Source organism: Paenibacillus paeoniae (assembly GCF_003388735.1).
Classification (GTDB): domain Bacteria; phylum Bacillota; class Bacilli; order Paenibacillales; family Paenibacillaceae; genus Pristimantibacillus; species Pristimantibacillus paeoniae.
Genome location: NZ_QUBQ01000002.1, coordinates 510,559 through 525,465 on the forward strand (window position 1 = coordinate 510,559; position 14,907 = coordinate 525,465).

The 14,907-nt window shown below is 51.3% G+C and carries 14 protein-coding genes; 3 read left to right on the forward strand and 11 right to left on the reverse strand.

Features of this window, described 5'->3' with window-relative positions:
* Positions 1-67: 67 nt before the first annotated feature.
* The 5 genes from DX130_RS14605 to DX130_RS14625 form a co-directional block, all read right to left on the reverse strand.
* The gene (locus tag DX130_RS14605; protein ID WP_116046579.1) at positions 68-1,570 is read right to left on the reverse strand and encodes a polysaccharide deacetylase family protein; all 1,503 of its coding nucleotides are present in this window, start codon (positions 1,568-1,570) and stop codon (positions 68-70) included.
* A 980-nt stretch (positions 1,571-2,550) separates the two neighbouring features.
* Positions 2,551-3,018 carry a thioredoxin-dependent thiol peroxidase gene (gene bcp, locus DX130_RS14610; protein WP_116046580.1) on the reverse strand — a complete coding sequence of 156 codons (468 nt, stop codon included), beginning with the start codon at positions 3,016-3,018 and terminating at the stop codon, positions 2,551-2,553.
* An 82-nt stretch (positions 3,019-3,100) separates the two neighbouring features.
* The gene (locus tag DX130_RS14615) at positions 3,101-3,892 is read right to left on the reverse strand and encodes an ABC transporter permease (RefSeq protein ID WP_116046582.1); all 792 of its coding nucleotides are present in this window, start codon (positions 3,890-3,892) and stop codon (positions 3,101-3,103) included.
* Between the two features lie 6 nt (positions 3,893-3,898).
* Positions 3,899-4,693, reverse strand: a complete 795-nt coding sequence (locus DX130_RS14620; protein WP_116046584.1) for an ABC transporter permease — start codon at positions 4,691-4,693, stop codon at positions 3,899-3,901.
* Complete coding sequence (locus tag DX130_RS14625) at positions 4,690-5,718, reverse strand: ABC transporter ATP-binding protein (protein WP_116046586.1); 1,029 nt, start codon at positions 5,716-5,718, stop codon at positions 4,690-4,692. The genes DX130_RS14620 and DX130_RS14625 overlap by 4 nt, the downstream gene beginning before the upstream one ends.
* A 267-nt stretch (positions 5,719-5,985) precedes the next feature.
* On the opposite strand from DX130_RS14625, the gene DX130_RS14630 reads away from it, so the two are divergent.
* The 3 genes from DX130_RS14630 (at position 5,986) to DX130_RS14640 (ending at position 8,995) form a co-directional block, all read left to right on the forward strand.
* Positions 5,986-7,065 carry an LCP family protein gene (locus tag DX130_RS14630; RefSeq protein WP_116046588.1) on the forward strand — a complete coding sequence of 360 codons (1,080 nt, stop codon included), beginning with the start codon at positions 5,986-5,988 and terminating at the stop codon, positions 7,063-7,065.
* Between the two features lie 118 nt (positions 7,066-7,183).
* On the forward strand, positions 7,184-8,494 hold the full coding sequence (locus DX130_RS14635; RefSeq protein WP_116046590.1) for a glutamate-1-semialdehyde 2,1-aminomutase: 1,311 nt from the start codon (positions 7,184-7,186) through the stop codon (positions 8,492-8,494).
* A gap of 18 nt (positions 8,495-8,512) precedes the next feature.
* A complete protein-coding gene (locus tag DX130_RS14640; protein ID WP_116046591.1) occupies positions 8,513-8,995 on the forward strand; it encodes a GNAT family N-acetyltransferase in 483 nt (160 codons plus the stop codon).
* A gap of 303 nt (positions 8,996-9,298) precedes the next feature.
* On the opposite strand, the gene DX130_RS14645 is transcribed toward DX130_RS14640, so the two are convergent.
* From DX130_RS14645 to DX130_RS14670, 6 genes are all read right to left on the reverse strand, one after another.
* The gene (locus DX130_RS14645) at positions 9,299-10,453 is read right to left on the reverse strand and encodes a PQQ-dependent sugar dehydrogenase (protein WP_116046593.1); all 1,155 of its coding nucleotides are present in this window, start codon (positions 10,451-10,453) and stop codon (positions 9,299-9,301) included.
* A 23-nt stretch (positions 10,454-10,476) separates the two neighbouring features.
* On the reverse strand, positions 10,477-11,331 hold the full coding sequence (locus DX130_RS14650; protein ID WP_116046595.1) for an inositol monophosphatase family protein: 855 nt from the start codon (positions 11,329-11,331) through the stop codon (positions 10,477-10,479).
* A gap of 131 nt (positions 11,332-11,462) precedes the next feature.
* Entirely contained in the window at positions 11,463-12,281 is an 819-nt protein-coding gene (locus DX130_RS14655) for a sulfite exporter TauE/SafE family protein (RefSeq protein WP_116046596.1), read from the reverse strand.
* Positions 12,282-12,283: 2 nt separating this feature from the next.
* Positions 12,284-13,306, reverse strand: coding sequence for a UV DNA damage repair endonuclease UvsE (gene uvsE, locus DX130_RS14660; protein ID WP_116046598.1), 1,023 nt, complete (start codon positions 13,304-13,306; stop codon positions 12,284-12,286).
* 3 nt (positions 13,307-13,309) lie between these two features.
* Complete coding sequence (locus tag DX130_RS14665; RefSeq protein WP_116046599.1) at positions 13,310-13,627, reverse strand: hypothetical protein; 318 nt, start codon at positions 13,625-13,627, stop codon at positions 13,310-13,312.
* 96 nt (positions 13,628-13,723) lie between these two features.
* Positions 13,724-14,896 carry a D-alanine--D-alanine ligase gene (locus tag DX130_RS14670; RefSeq protein ID WP_116046601.1) on the reverse strand — a complete coding sequence of 391 codons (1,173 nt, stop codon included), beginning with the start codon at positions 14,894-14,896 and terminating at the stop codon, positions 13,724-13,726.
* Between the last annotated feature and the right edge of the window lie 11 nt (positions 14,897-14,907).

Below are 14,907 nucleotides of genomic sequence, written 5' to 3' on the forward strand. Positions count from 1 at the left end.
AATTGCCACTCTCCCATTCTTTCTTTAATTCTCAAACTCGCTTTTACCTATCTAATTCTCAAATCCTCTATTGTTTGATCCAGACCTCGCGTCGATCCTTCGTGATCGCATAATCCTCAATATCAATGCCGAACTGTCCAAGCATGGACCGCAATGGCACCTCTGGACGTGCACTTTCATGATCGGACGGCGGCCATGAATCCATCATCCAGAACAGTTTTTTACCTGACAGACTTGCTTCCACAACTCCGGATTGCTCATCTTGCTCAGCAGCTCCTCCCATCCATTCCACCAGTTCCATAAGCGGAACATGGATAGAGCCTTTAATGAGTTGATATTGCCCTGCCCGGAGCACCAAGGACTCCTCGCCGCGATGAACAATGAGAGAAGGCTCTTTATCTGCCCACTGTTGACGCGCACCGCTTGCGTCGAGCGCTTTGCCGAATTGGACAATCGCCGTCTTATCTCCCTCTTTCACTTTCCCTCTCGCCCATTTCGACTTGCTTGCCAATTGGAATTGTATAGGCTTCACGTTGTGGTCAAGGGTCTCAAATGAAAATCCTAACTGTTTGTAATAGTGAATAATGGCAGGCAATGCCTTTACGGATTCTTCATGGCCTGCGCTGTCATGGACAAGCACATTAAGTGTGTCAGGCAGTTTGGACTTTTTAATGTTCGCCATAATCTCCGAAGACGGAACGCCTCGACGCTTGGAGTCACCGCTATCCACATTCCAATCATGTACGCGATATCCTGCTGCTCCCAGCGCATCAAAGTAACCTTGATCAAAGTTCGAATAAGTGCCACCCGGCGCCCGAACCAACGTCGTCCGCACTCCCGTTGCGGCATAGATCGCATCGTCGGTCCGCATCACCTGCTTGGCAAATTCAGAAAAGCTGCCATAAAGCTTATCATAATGATGATCGTACGTATGATTGCCGATGGCATGGCCTTCCTCTACGATCCTTTTGGCTATGTCTGGATTGCGCTCCACTTGCTCGCCCAGTACAAAAAACGTCGCCTTTATCCCCTCGCGCTGCAAAATATCAAGTACCTCAGGCGTGTGCTTGCTCGGACCGTCATCAATCGTCAAATAGATAACTTTTTTGTTTACCGCAGATTCCGGCTCGGAGGGTTGATTCGCTGTTTTGGAGGTCTGATTAACACTGTCTCCCTCGCCTGTCGTTCCATGGTTGCTATGGCCCCCTTCCGCCTTGTTGCTGACACTGCCGTCTTGAGTAACCGACCGATCGTCGCTGTCGTTCTCTATATGTCCATTTTTTTGTGGAATGTTACCGATATCGGCTTTCTTGCCTCTGGAGAGCAAGATCAGTTGTTCCTTCCCGTTTTTAGCCTCAATAGGCTCCCGATTCCCCTGAACCTCACCGGAGGACGGTTCCCCAAGCAACGGACGCGCATCATATTGGTGGGAGACGGTCTGGACATAGCTGGAATGCTCCAAATTGCGAGCCGCTTCACTTTTGTACAACAGACTGCCACCAAACTCCATCACACCAAACCAAAATACTGCCGCACAAATGGATGCTTTCACTACTCGTTGCATCGTCATTTCCACCCTTCTCTATCATCAAAATGGTTCTTATTCGAATTGATAGAGTATATGAAACAAGCCTCTAGTAAATGCCACTAATTATCATATTTCGCACTAACGCCAAAAGCCTACTCCCACGCCTATTCTTCAACGTTCACACGCTGTTATCTGACTTGTTTTCACACATTGCTTCACCCTATTAATCCGCCTCAGCCCATTTTGACGACTTATTTCATCACTCTATTGATTAATCGAGCTAATTATCGTTTTTCCTAACTCCCATCCTACTGCTCGTCAGAACATCTAAGACGTTCTCAGCGACCTAACTTCCGCTCAAACACCATATCGGTGCTTCTAAGTCGTTTTCAACGACCTAACTACCGCTCGGACGCTACATCCGTGCATCTAAGTCGTTCTCAGCGACCTAATTACCGTTCGAGCGCCATATCGGTGCTTCTAAGTCGTTCTCAACGACCTAACCACCGCTCGGACGCTACATCCGTGTATCTAAGTCGTTCTCAGCGACCTAATTACCGTTCGAGCGCCATATCGGTGCTTCTAAGTCGTTCTCAACGACCTAACCACCGCTCGGACGCTACATCCGTGCATCTAAGACGTTCTCAGCGACCTAACTTCCGCTCAAACACCATATCGGTGCTTCTAAGTCGTTTTCAACGACCTAACCACCGCTCGGACGCTACATCCGTGCATCTAAGTCGTTCTCAGCGACCTAATTACCGTTCGAACGCCACATCGGAGTATCTAAGTCGTTTTCAACGACCTAACTACTTTTCCGCAGCCACACGCTCATTCTCTGCGCTCACACCCTCAAGCTGTCCCACCCTCATACTACTTACTAAACAAAAAGAGCGAGATTCGACGCTGTTACAACGTCGAATCTCGCTCTTATTTACATGATATTACTCCCCACGGCAGCAGAGGGCAGCTTGCAGTAAGCACAACCGCTAATTACCAGCTAATAGCCATGGAAGAGTAAGTTACTTCAAACTTCGCGCCGCTTCCAACACTTCCTGAGCATGTCCGTTCACCTTTACCTTGCGCCACTCGCGCACAAGATTGCCTTTGGCGTCAATAAGGAACGTAGAACGAACGATGCCCATGTACTCTCTACCGTACAGTTTTTTCAGCTGCCATACGCCGTATTGCTCGCATACCCGATGCTCCTCATCAGCCAGCAGCAAGTAAGGCAGCTCCTTCTTCGCAATAAAGTTCAAATGCGATTTGACACTGTCCCCGCTTATGCCAAGGACAACCGTATTCGCATCGACAAACTCCGAGTAGACGTCTCGCATATCGCAAGCCTGCACCGTACAGGTCGCCGTCATATCCTTCGGATAGAAAAAGATGACAACATTGCGCCCTCTCAAATCGATAAGGGATACCGTCTCCCCATTTGAAGCAGGAAGCTTGAACTTTGGTGCTTTTTTCCCCAATTCAAGTGACATTGCGTGCTCTCCTTCCTATTGCTATGACCCCGCTCCACTTGGCCAGGACCCTGTACCGCTTGGCTGGTCCCCGCTCTGCGTGCTATGAACCCGCTCCGCGATATCGCTTCACGCCATGATTCCAGAAAGCTAGACCCAGCCCGAATACGATCAAGCCCATAACCGGGGTTAACAGCGCCAACTGGGAAAGATCATCGCTCTTCTGTTCCAGGAAATAAGAAGCCGGAATAACGCCGACAAAAGCAAATGGCAGCAGCCAGGTCAGCATAAAACGGATAATTTTATTGTAAATATTAACGGGATATCGGCCATAGTTTTGTATGTTGTACATGAGTGGTACAATGCCCGTCGGCGCGTCGCTGTAGAACGAAATCGCATTGAGCGCCGTATACAAGCCCGCATAGATCAAGACCGCCCCGATAATGAACAAGAACAGCATGACTAAATCCATGAAGCTGAACGGCAGTCCCATCTGCCCCCAACAATACGCCATAATGCCTGCGCCAACGAGCGAACCAATCAGCGATTGCGGATCGACATTCTCGAACAGCACCTGGAACAGGCTATGAGCCGGCCGAGTCAGAACCCGATCCATCTCTCCCTTTACGATATAGCGTTCGCTGAAGTTCCAGATACTGAACAGTGTGCCGAAGATGCCGTACGGAATCATGAAGAAGCCATAGACGAATACCACTTCAAGCTCTGACCATCCGCCAAGCGAAGCCGTATGCTGGAACACGATCAGAATAAAGATCAGATTCATCCCTTGGAACAGCAGATCGGAGATCACCTCGATCCAGAAGTCGGCACGATAGGTAAGCCGGGTTTTGGCGTAGTTCTTAATGTACTCCCAAAATAACGATGCATATCTCACTCTCGGTTACCCTCCTTGCACGAACAGACGCTTGCGCGCTGAACGCCATGTCAGCCAGATCGGAATTAGCAGCAGCAAGAACCAGAACAGCTGCAGCAATATAACGCTCCCCGCCTCTTCAAGCGGCGTTCTGCCGGTGAAGAACGAGCTGGGCAAATAGGTGATGGCCTGGAACGGCAGCCACTCCATAATGCCCGACAGCCAGCCGGGGAAAAACGCGATCGGCACAACTACGCCGGAGAACAGATCGACCATGACACGTTTCATCCGCATCATGCCCTCGTTATTTTCCACGAAGAACGCGAACAGGCCGGTCATAATATTGATCTGGGAGTTGATCAGAAAGCTTAGAAACAGCATGACGAGATAAATCAGCCATACCTTCGGATCTGTAGGTAGTGATACCGGGAAAATCAGACAGACGATGAACAAGCCAGGCACCATAAAGAGCAGCAGTCGGAACAACCCTTCTCCAAAGCCCTGCATCATCTTCACAAACAAATAGTTATACGGACGGATCAATTGCACCGCTACGCTGCCGTCCCTAATTTCATTCGCAATCTCGCGGTCGAGATTGTTGAAGTAGAACGCACGTGCCATCCATGATACGGCGATATAGGTTGTCATCTGCGCCACGGTAAAGCCAGCTAGCGTATCCTGGCTTCCGTAGATGGCCTGCCACAAGAAATAATAAGCACCAATATTAATGGCATAAATAATAATCCCGCTGTAATAGTTGACCCGGTAAGCCAGCATCATCAGAAACCGGATTCGTATGAAATCGAAATACGCGCTCATCATGACGTGGCGACTTCCTTCTTAGCAACATCTGCCGAACCCGACTGGTAGATGCCCCGGACAATCTCGTCCGTATTCGTCTCAAATATTTTAATGTCGCGAATATCCGCTCCGCCGACGACTCTCGCCATCGCCTCCGAAACGCTTACTTCATGCGGAACGAACAGCTTGGCCGTTACGTCGTTTTCGATCGTCCAGCCCACGTTGATGCCTTCCGTTAATTGCTTCAGCTTCGCGATTGGCGTCTGATTGGCGAATTGGAACTGGATCTCCCGCCCTTTGCTCCACTTCGTCTTCAGCTCGTCCAATCCGCCGTCATAGATAACACGACCGTCGTCGAGCATAATAACCCGCGAGCACAGTGCTTCAATATCCTGCAAATCATGCGTGGTCAACAGAATGGTCGTGCCTTCTTCTCGGTTCATCTGCATCAGAAAATCTCTGATCTCCGTCTTTACCACAATATCAAGGCCGATGGTCGGCTCATCCAAGAACAGGATAGAGGGATTATGCAGCAGTGATGCCACAAGCTCACAGCGCATCCGCTGTCCAAGACTTAGCTTCCGGACAGGACGATTCAGCAGATCGCCAAGCTCCAGCCGTTCCACCAGATTGTTAAGCCGCTTGCGGAAGTCGGCCTCCGGTACTCTATACACCTTGCGAAGCAGTTGGAACGATTCGATAACGCCAATATCCCACCATAGCTGCGATCGCTGACCGAATACGACACCAATGCCATTTACAAACTTTTCGCGATCCTTATAAGGCACATAGCCGTTCACCTTCAGCTCGCCCGCAGTCGGCACAAGAATGCCGGTCAGCATTTTAATGGTAGTTGACTTGCCCGCTCCGTTCTCTCCAATGTAACCGCAAATCTCACCTTGCGGAATTTGGAATGAAATATCTTTGACTGCCCTTACTTCTCTATACTCACGTTTAAACAGATCTTTGAGTGCGCCTGATAAGCCTTCGCGGTTTTTTTGTACGCGAAACTCTTTGCGCAGATCCTTAACGTCTATCGCCAGCATACTGTTAACAGCTCCTCTCGCTTCGACATTTCCTGGGAAATAGCGACTATATTGTTCCCTAATTGATAAAACTTGCATCAGGTTGGTCCTGAGCTTTATAATTTTATGATATGTAATCATACATCAGTTATCTCGATGCGTAAACTGTGCTAAACCGATCCCAAGGTTCCATTCCAGGATACGGATATGTAGTACTCTAGCAGGCAGACACTATCGAAGACGAAACAATTCTAATCGGCGTAGAGTGAAAGGAGACCAACGAACGCAATGCGTACACGGTCAAGCAGCAAAGACAATAACAATTGGAAGTGGATTTGGATAAGCGTCTCTGTCGTTGTGGTGCTTCTTCTAGCGGGAGCTGCCGTTTGGGGCGCCGGTATCATCAGCGGGCTGGATAGCTTCCAAAAGGACCCGGAAGAATCGATATTCAAAGGCATAGAACCGGAGAAAACAGTCGAAATTCCAAAATGGGAAGGCAAAGAGCGAGTCAACATCATGCTTCTCGGTGGAGATGCGCGTGATGCGAAAGAAGGCGAAGTAGCGCGCTCGGACTCTATATTGGTTGCTTCCTTCGATCCCGTTACGAAAAAAGCCCATCTATTCTCTGTCCTGCGGGATACTTACGGTGAAAAAGGCTTCAAAGGACGAATTAATTCCGCTATTACGATAGGCGGACCATCACTGGCTATGAAGACGGTTGGCGATCTGCTCGGCCTTGAAATTCAATATTTTGTCTATACCGATTTTGAAGGATTCAAATCGCTTATCGACACGATCGGCGGCATTTACTTCGAGGTTGAAAAGGACATGCGTTACACAGACAATGCGGACAAAAACCGCTACGATATTAATTTGAAAAAAGGCTATCAATTGCTTGACGGCGACAAAGCGCTTCAGTACGTCCGCTTCCGTCACGACGCAATGAGCGACTACACACGGACAGAGCGCCAGCGCAATTTCCTAAAGGCTCTAGCCGGTGAGCTTCAGTCCACGTGGAACCTGATTCGCATGAAGGAAATTTTGAACAGCATTTCGCCTTATATCGAAACGAATCTGAGTGTATCCGATATGCTGAAGCTAGCTCAGCTTGGCCTCGACAGCCATGTAGGCGGCACCGCACAAATCCCGCCAATGGAGCTGGTACAAGAGAAAATAGTCGCCGGCGCATCTGTCATCGGAATTAGGGACACCGATGCGCTCCTGGGATACGTACAGGAAGTACTCTCCAAGGACGATTCGATTCCGGAGCCATCCGAGACGCCTGACGAGAATGGCAGTAATGCCGGCACCTCCGCAAGCGGCGGCGGCGTATCGGGAAGCACAGGCAGCGCGGTAAGCAGCAGGTAGTTCATCATCTATTTTTGAAAAAGAGCACATCCCGTGCTCTTTTTCTTTTTCTCTTTCTCCGATTCGGTTAAACTAGTTAAGTTGAAAGAATGCTTGCACACCGAAAGGAATGATCGTCATGTCCAAACATAGACCCACATCCGAGCTTCTCTATGAGGAGGCTCTGCAGCATATTGTAGGAGGCGTAAACAGCCCTTCCCGTTCATTCAAAGCCGTAGGCGGAGGGGCTCCAGTATTCATGAAACGTGCCGAAGGCGCTTATTTCTGGGATGTAGATGACAACCGCTATATCGATTATTTGGCCGCTTATGGTCCTATTATTACCGGACATGCCCATCCCCATATTACAGAAGCTATCGTACGCGCTGCACAAAACGGGACGCTCTACGGCACCCCGACGGAGCTTGAGATCAAGCTGGCCCACATGCTGAAGGAAGCCATTCCTTCGATGGACAAGGTGCGATTCGTAAACTCCGGTACAGAGGCGGTTATGACGACTATTCGGGTAGCCAGAGCCTATACCAAACGCAACAAAATCATTAAATTCGCCGGCTGCTACCACGGTCATTCCGACCTCGTTCTGGTAGCCGCAGGCTCGGGCCCTTCCACGCTCGGCATCCCGGACAGCGCAGGCATCCCGACCAGCATCGCAAACGAAGTCATTACGGTGCCCTTCAACGATCTGGCCGCCCTAGAGCAAGCCTTACAGCGTTGGGGCGACGACACGGCAGCGGTTATGGTAGAGCCGATTGTCGGCAACTTCGGTATGGTCATGCCGCATGAAGGTTTCTTAGAAGGCCTGTGCAAGCTGACCCGCGAAGCCGGGGCGCTTGTCATCTATGACGAGGTAATCAGCGCGTTCCGCTTCCACTACGGCTCGTCGCAAACCTATCACGCTTTCGCCGACCATGCGGCAATCGAACCAGACTTGACGGCGCTGGGCAAAATCATCGGCGGCGGGCTGCCGATCGGCGCCTATGGCGGACGCCGCCATATTATGGAGCAGGTGGCCCCGCTTGGTCCTGCCTATCAGGCAGGCACAATGGCCGGCAATCCTGCATCCATCTCCGCAGGCATCGCTTGTCTGGAGGTGCTGCAGGAAGCAGGCATCTATGACCGAATGGATCGGCTCGCTTCGAAGCTGGCTGATGGCCTACATGCGGCAGCCAAGAAGAATGGCATCCCGCTGACGATCAATCAGATCCGCGGCTCCTTCTCCGCTCACTTCTGCGATCATCCCGTCACGAATTACGACGAAGCGCTGGATACCGACGGCGAGCGGTTCGGCAAGTTTTTCCGCTTGATGCTGGATCAGGGTGTTAATCTTGCCCCTTCCAAATACGAGGCCTGGTTCCTGACGATTGCTCATACGGATGAGGATATTGAAGCGACTATCGAAGCAGCGGAACGCGCTATGGCTGCACTATAGAAAGGAGATGTATCCAACATGACTATTATCACTCGCTTATCCGAAGCTGATGATTTTCCATCTCTAGTCGAACTGAACAATGTGTTATGGAACGAAGAAAACTCACCGCTCCCCATTCATTGGGACAGTCCAGAGGAATACGGGAAGTTCAATCCGCCCGGTTCTGAGATTGTGGCCCTGTGCGACGGTCAGCTTTGCGGCTACGTTAGTCTTCAACAAGGCAAGATGGATTCGAACATCCATGTAATTACACTGGCCATTGGCGTCGACTCGCAATTCAGAGGAGCAGGCGCCGGAAGACTGCTGCTGGATGCAGCTTATGACTGGGGGAAGCAGCACGGCAAGCGCAAGCTGTCCCTGCGCGTTCTGGCAACCAACACGTCTGCTATCGCTTTTTATGAAAAATGCGGGTTCCACATACAGGGCAGGCTGATAGAAGAGTTTTTCCTTAACGGCCAGTACGTAGATGACATCTTCATGTACAAGAGAATTGAGTCCTAATCAGCAAGGGACGAAAGGGTCTGTCCCAAAATCCGGAATAGCCGTGCCACACACTACTAATTGCGCCAAAAGGACAGAAAACCGAAAAAGTATCGCAGAGCAATGCTAAATGCTCGGAATCGCCCCAAAAGGGAAGAAGGCGGCAAACAAACGGAAAGCAGAAATAGCGAGACAGGGAGAACTACCCCGAATCGCTATTTCTTTTTCTCGTATGATTTTTTATCAAGCGAGCTGTCTCCTTAAGCAAACATACCTACTTTGGGGTCAGCGTCTCTTTCTATTTCTTCTATCGTTTGCAGCTTGCTATTGGTACGGTATAGCGATAAGTCGATCATCCGTACTGGATGGCTGACCGCGACCATCACGGTTATTCGTTATGAAATATAAAGTCCCATTCCTCAGCGCCAGGTCGCGTATCCGGCCCTCTCCTTCATGAATCGCTTCTATTTCACCGCTCTCCGGCGTATAACGATAGATTGCTTCACCGCGCAGTGCAGCAATGAGTAGTCTGCCTTGGTCATCGATAATCGTACCGGACGGCGCGATCGCTTCATCACCTGTATGATAGAGCGGCGCAATCATTCCCTCTGAATGGTCATCCCCGATGACGACAGGCCAGCCATAGTTGCCGCCCCGCTCAATCCGGTTAATCTCATCATGTCCGCCCGGCCTGCCCGATGGCCCGTGCTCCGTACTGTACATGATGCCATCCTTCGTCCACGCCAGTCCTTGCGGATTGCGATGACCGTATGAATACATATAAGAACCTGGAATCGGATTATCGTCAGGAACGCCGCCTTCCAGCGTCATCCTAAGGATTTTTCCGGCCAGACTGTCCTTATTCTGGGATAGCGAGGTCACTTGCGCATCCCCCGTCGTCACGTAAAGCATGCCGTCAGGACCAAAGGCCATTCGTCCGCCGTTATGGTACATATCGCCCGGAATGCCCTCCAGCAATGCCCGTTCCTCTGCCCATTCCGAGCCTTCCCGCTTTAGCAGAACAACCCGGTTCATCGTACCCTCTGATCCGCGATAAGTATGATAGGCATAAGCAAGTCCCGAATCGTGAAAATCAGGAGCGAGCAGCAAGCCTAGAAACCCGCCCTCTCCGTCATGATGAACGGATTTGCCGAGGCGCACCGCTTGGCGTTTGATTTCGCCATCCTTTACTTGAACGATATTGCCTTCCCGTTCGCTCAAATAAATATCGTCGCCATCCCATACAATCGACCAAGGTATGCGAAGACCAGCGCTAATCTGAATTGGGGACGATTCTTTTGCCCCTTCAGACGAGTTAGGCTCCTCCGGATTGGAGACGACTGGCGACTTCTGATCCGTAGCGACAGGTGCTTGTATCGTATTCCCTTCACTAGGCTTATCTCCTGTACCGCTGCACGCAATTAGCGTAACAAACAGCAGCAATAGAACTGCCCCAAGCTTCACCAGACGAATGCTCATCCCATCGACCTCCCTTTCCGAATCTACTCCGCCGCTTCCGCTTTCTTCAATGCTTCCACCAGCTCTTTATGCAATAACCCGTTGCTGGCTACAACATCGCGTACGCCAAGCGTATACGGCGCCCCGCTCGTATCCGTCACCACTCCGCCCGACTCCTGAATAAGCAGCACGCCTGCTGCCATATCCCAGCTATTCAGTCCGATCTCCCAAAAACCGCTCAGTCGTCCTGAGGCGACATAGGCCAAATGCAGCGCGGCCGAGCCCGCCACTCGCAAATTGCGTACCTGAGGGGCCAGTTCACTGATTCCCTTTAAATTAAGCGGCAGTGCATACTCCCTCTCCGCAGGCAATCCTGTAGCGATCAAGCTTTCCTTCAGCGATGCATCCTCAGCTACCTGCATTCGCTTGCCATGCACGTAAGCGCCTTTGCCCTTCTCAGCAATAAACAGCTCATCCTTTATAGGGTCGTACACGACGCCAACGATGACCTCTCCTCGATAAGCGAGGGCAATAGACACGCAGAAGAAAGGGAAGCCGTGCACGAAATTAGTCGTGCCGTCTATAGGGTCCACAATCCATAAGTATTCCGAATCCTGTGCCTCCTCCAGCGCCTTCGCTGAAGCTTCCGGACCAGGCTCGCATCCTTCCTCCCCCAGAAAAGAATGGTGGGGAAAATGTGTACCGATCAGCTTACGGATAAGCCGCTCGGAACCCTTGTCCACCTCAGTTACAAGGTCGTGCTCCGAATATTTTATTTCAAGGCTGGCGTAATTGCCCAGCTTGGTCATGATCCATTCCCCGGCCTTCGCTGCGCAATTAATGGCAACAGCAGTAAAGCTCTTGCTTCCAACCACGAAGGCATTGTTCCCTTCCGTCACTTTCAATCACTCTCCTTGCCTAACAATTTGGCATCCCACTATCATTTATGAATTTGCAACAATACATCTATCTTATTTCTATACGTAGATTGCCCGTGCTGCGTTTCGCCTGCTGCGCTAAAGATCGGGCCTCACCAATGAGCGATTCCTTCCCAAATCAGCTGAACCGACAAAGCGAGCAGCGTTACCCGAAGAAGCCACAACAGCCCCTTCCCGCTCATGCGCATCGCTATGTATGCACCCAGCTTCCCGCCTATCCATGCACCGGGAGCAAGGGCCAATACGAGCAGCCAGTTCATCTCCCCGAGCGCGACATGCATGCCGCTTCCCAATATGGACGAGAGAAAAATAACAAACATAGACGTGGCCGTCGCCACATGCGCCGGAAACCGGAACAATAATACCATCAAGGGCACGAACAGCGACCCGCCCCCGATTCCGAACAGTCCAGATATAAGGCCAACGCCAAATCCGATAGCCAGCGCTGGCAGCATTCCATAGCTGTAGCTGTGTCGAACACCTGATGCATCGATCAGCTCTCGCTTAATCGGCCACTCTTTCGTAAACGGTTTCATATAATCCCGAGCAATCAATAAACCAGCCATACCGAACATAAAAATGCCAAATCCGAGCTGAAACACGCCCATCGGCAGCATGCCCGTTATAGCTGCACCCACCAAGGCTCCCGGTCCGCTCGTCGCAAAAAACAACCATGCGCTCCGCTTATCTACAAGTCCCCGCTTAGCATAGGATACCGTAGATGCAAGCGCTGTCACAACGAGTACGGACAGAGATACCCCTACCGCAACCGCATGGTCGATAGGGGCTCCAATAAGCGACGGGCCGATGTACAACAGAGCGGGAACGATAATAATACCGCCTCCCAGCCCAACAATGCTGCCGAACATGGCCGCTACAACGCCCAATAAGACGAGTAATATCCATTCCATAGCTAATCAGGAGAAATCTCGACGCTTGCTCCGTCCAAGACCTTAACTCCTACACCTCTCTTCTCGAGCTCCTTCATATCCTCCATAAGCCGAAGCAGAGCAGCATCCTTGCTCTTCGCCTCCAGCATGCAATCGACCGCTGAAGCCTTTCGTGCAGCCCCCTTCAGAAACCGGAGCAATGGCTCAGCCTCCACAAAATCGGCATGACCTCTGGGGTCGGACAAGCTTTTCGGACTGGATGCATGAATTTTCGGAGGCAAATCGCTCTCTTTAGCAAGACCAAGCCGCTTACGCTCCAGTTCCCAAGTGCGCATAATACGAGGCCAGAAGCCGCTTAGAAGCTCGTCCTCCTCTATACCGCCCGTATTGACGGCATGATGATGGATATCCAGCACCATCGGGACACCAACCGTCTCTGCGGCTGCCAGCGTTTCTGCGACATTGAATGTCTTGTCGTCATTCTCCAGCGTAACCCGGTTCCTGATGCGTGCGGACAATGCGCCGAATTGCTCGATGAATCTGGCGCCGGAGACGATCTTGTCGCCGTAGGCGCCGCCCATGTGGATGTTGCACTTGCTTCGCTCGTCCAGTTCCATAAGCTCAAGCATGCGGACGTGATGCTCCAAATCCAGCTCCGATTTCACCAGCACCTCCGGTCTCGGCGTACTGAATACGCAGAAGTGATCAGGATGGAACGACACTCTCATTCCGGTCTTCTTCACGTAATCGCCAACATCCCGAAAGGACGGTGCCAAGGGCGCGTAAGCGTCCCAATCCGCCACCCCTTCATGGGTAGCAAGCGGAATCAGCTTGGATGAAAAACGGTACATCGCAATTTCATGAGCATGGCTATGCTTCAAAATGCGCAGCGTGCTCGCCAGATTCTCCTCCGCAATTCGCTCAAGCCGCCTCAGGCCAGCTTCCCGATCGTCCATCCCGGACAACGTTTTGTACGTCATTGTCCGGGATGGGGAGACGTTCTCCAGCAACAGGGTCATGGCCACGAAGCCGAATCTGACTATCATACGTTAGCCCCGCTCTCCGAAAAACATCTCATATGCCAGCGCAGTCTGCACCCGCGCCTCTTCATCCGTAAGCTTGCGCACCAGCCCCATCTCGACCTGTGTCACTTCTTCGCCTTGAAAGTTGATTTCTGCTATCGAAGCCGAAATGCGCACAATCGCAATCGCCTCGTTATTAGGCGTGTAGGCAATGACCTTCTGTCCCGTCGGATAGACGCGGAATCCGCTCTTTACCATTTTACCCTTGCCGTATTCCAACAATTCATATAGCTCCTGCTCCGACTTGAATTTGCATACCGAATTAAACTCCGTCTGAAATCCCATGCAACTTCATCCTCTCTTCACTCTATAATGGCATAGCCGCGCAACAGACTCCTTGTCGGGAGCATTGCGCGGCTTGTTTCGAAACCAACATACGTCTTAGCCTTTAAGCGACTCTCCCGTAAAATCGATTCGCTGCTTGTCCCTATGCCGCTCAAGCGCCAAATGAATCAGCGTGCTTAAAAGCTCCTTATAGGAAACGCCTGTCTCGCGCCACAGCAGCGGATACATGCTAAATGGGGTAAAGCCCGGCAGCGTATTCACCTCATTGATCAGCAGTTGATTGTCTTCCTTCCGCAAGAAAAAGTCGACGCGAGACAGCCCCGATCCATCTATAGCCTGGAAAGCACGGACGGCCATCTCCCTGGCTGATTCCGTCAATTCAGGAGACAGCTCCGCCGGAATGGCCATTGTGGACTTGCCATCAATATATTTGGCCTTATAATCGTAAAATTCATTAGATGGAGCAATCTCGCCCGGAAGGGACGCCTTTGCTTCATCGTTCCCCAGCACGCTGACTTCAATCTCGCGCGCATCAACAAATTCCTCCACAATGACCTTGCGGTCGAATTGGAATGCGTAATTGACAGCCGCGATCAATTCCTCGCGGTTCCTCGCCTTGGATACGCCGACGCTGGACCCCAGATTGGCCGGTTTAATGAAGCACGGATAACCAAGGGAAATTTCGCATTCCATCACAAAGAAGGAAGCATCCTTCTCCCATTGCGTCCGATTGAAATGACGATAGATGCATTGCGGCAAGCCTTCCTGCGCAAAAACCTTCTTCATCATAATCTTGTCCATCCCTACAGCAGAAGCCAGAACTCCTGCTCCGACATAAGGAACGTTGGCCATCTCGAATAAGCCTTGGATGGTGCCGTCTTCTCCGAATGTGCCGTGAAGGAGCGGGAACATGACATCCACGCTCTCGCTCCTCTGTTCGGTCACCGCCGGTTGTCCACTGATCTTTGCTTGACCTGCCGCCGGAAGAGCGGTTAAGGCTGACTGGTCCAACGCGCTGAACAATGGGGCAAGCGAATGGCTGGACGTTGCGCCCTGTACATCTCCGAAGCGCAGCGATTCCACCGATTCAGGCGCCGCCAGAAACGTCTCACCGCTTCTCCATTCGCCTTGTTTCGTAATATAGAAAGGTTTGATTTCGTATTGGTTGTAATCAAATTCGCGCATGACAGCGAATGCCGTCTGCAGCGAAACCTCGTGCTCTCCGGATTTCCCTCCGTACACGAGTCCGACTTTTGCTTTGCTCCCCATAGTCTATCCTC

Bases quoted from the DNA above. Each gene is read 5' to 3' on its own strand.
- DX130_RS14605 (WP_116046579.1), bottom strand. From the start codon at position 1,570: ATGACGATGCAACGAGTAGTGAAAGCATCCATTTGTGCGGCAGTATTT.
- bcp (WP_116046580.1), bottom strand. From the start codon at position 3,018: ATGTCACTTGAATTGGGGAAAAAAGCACCAAAGTTCAAGCTTCCTGCT.
- DX130_RS14620 (WP_116046584.1), bottom strand. From the start codon at position 4,693: ATGATGAGCGCGTATTTCGATTTCATACGAATCCGGTTTCTGATGATG.
- DX130_RS14625 (WP_116046586.1), bottom strand. From the start codon at position 5,718: ATGCTGGCGATAGACGTTAAGGATCTGCGCAAAGAGTTTCGCGTACAA.
- DX130_RS14630 (WP_116046588.1), top strand. From the start codon at position 5,986: ATGCGTACACGGTCAAGCAGCAAAGACAATAACAATTGGAAGTGGATT.
- DX130_RS14635 (WP_116046590.1), top strand. From the start codon at position 7,184: ATGTCCAAACATAGACCCACATCCGAGCTTCTCTATGAGGAGGCTCTG.
- DX130_RS14640 (WP_116046591.1), top strand. From the start codon at position 8,513: ATGACTATTATCACTCGCTTATCCGAAGCTGATGATTTTCCATCTCTA.
- DX130_RS14645 (WP_116046593.1), bottom strand. From the start codon at position 10,453: ATGAGCATTCGTCTGGTGAAGCTTGGGGCAGTTCTATTGCTGCTGTTT.
- DX130_RS14655 (WP_116046596.1), bottom strand. From the start codon at position 12,281: ATGGAATGGATATTACTCGTCTTATTGGGCGTTGTAGCGGCCATGTTC.
- uvsE (WP_116046598.1), bottom strand. From the start codon at position 13,306: ATGATAGTCAGATTCGGCTTCGTGGCCATGACCCTGTTGCTGGAGAAC.
- DX130_RS14665 (WP_116046599.1), bottom strand. From the start codon at position 13,627: ATGGGATTTCAGACGGAGTTTAATTCGGTATGCAAATTCAAGTCGGAG.
- DX130_RS14670 (WP_116046601.1), bottom strand. From the start codon at position 14,896: ATGGGGAGCAAAGCAAAAGTCGGACTCGTGTACGGAGGGAAATCCGGA.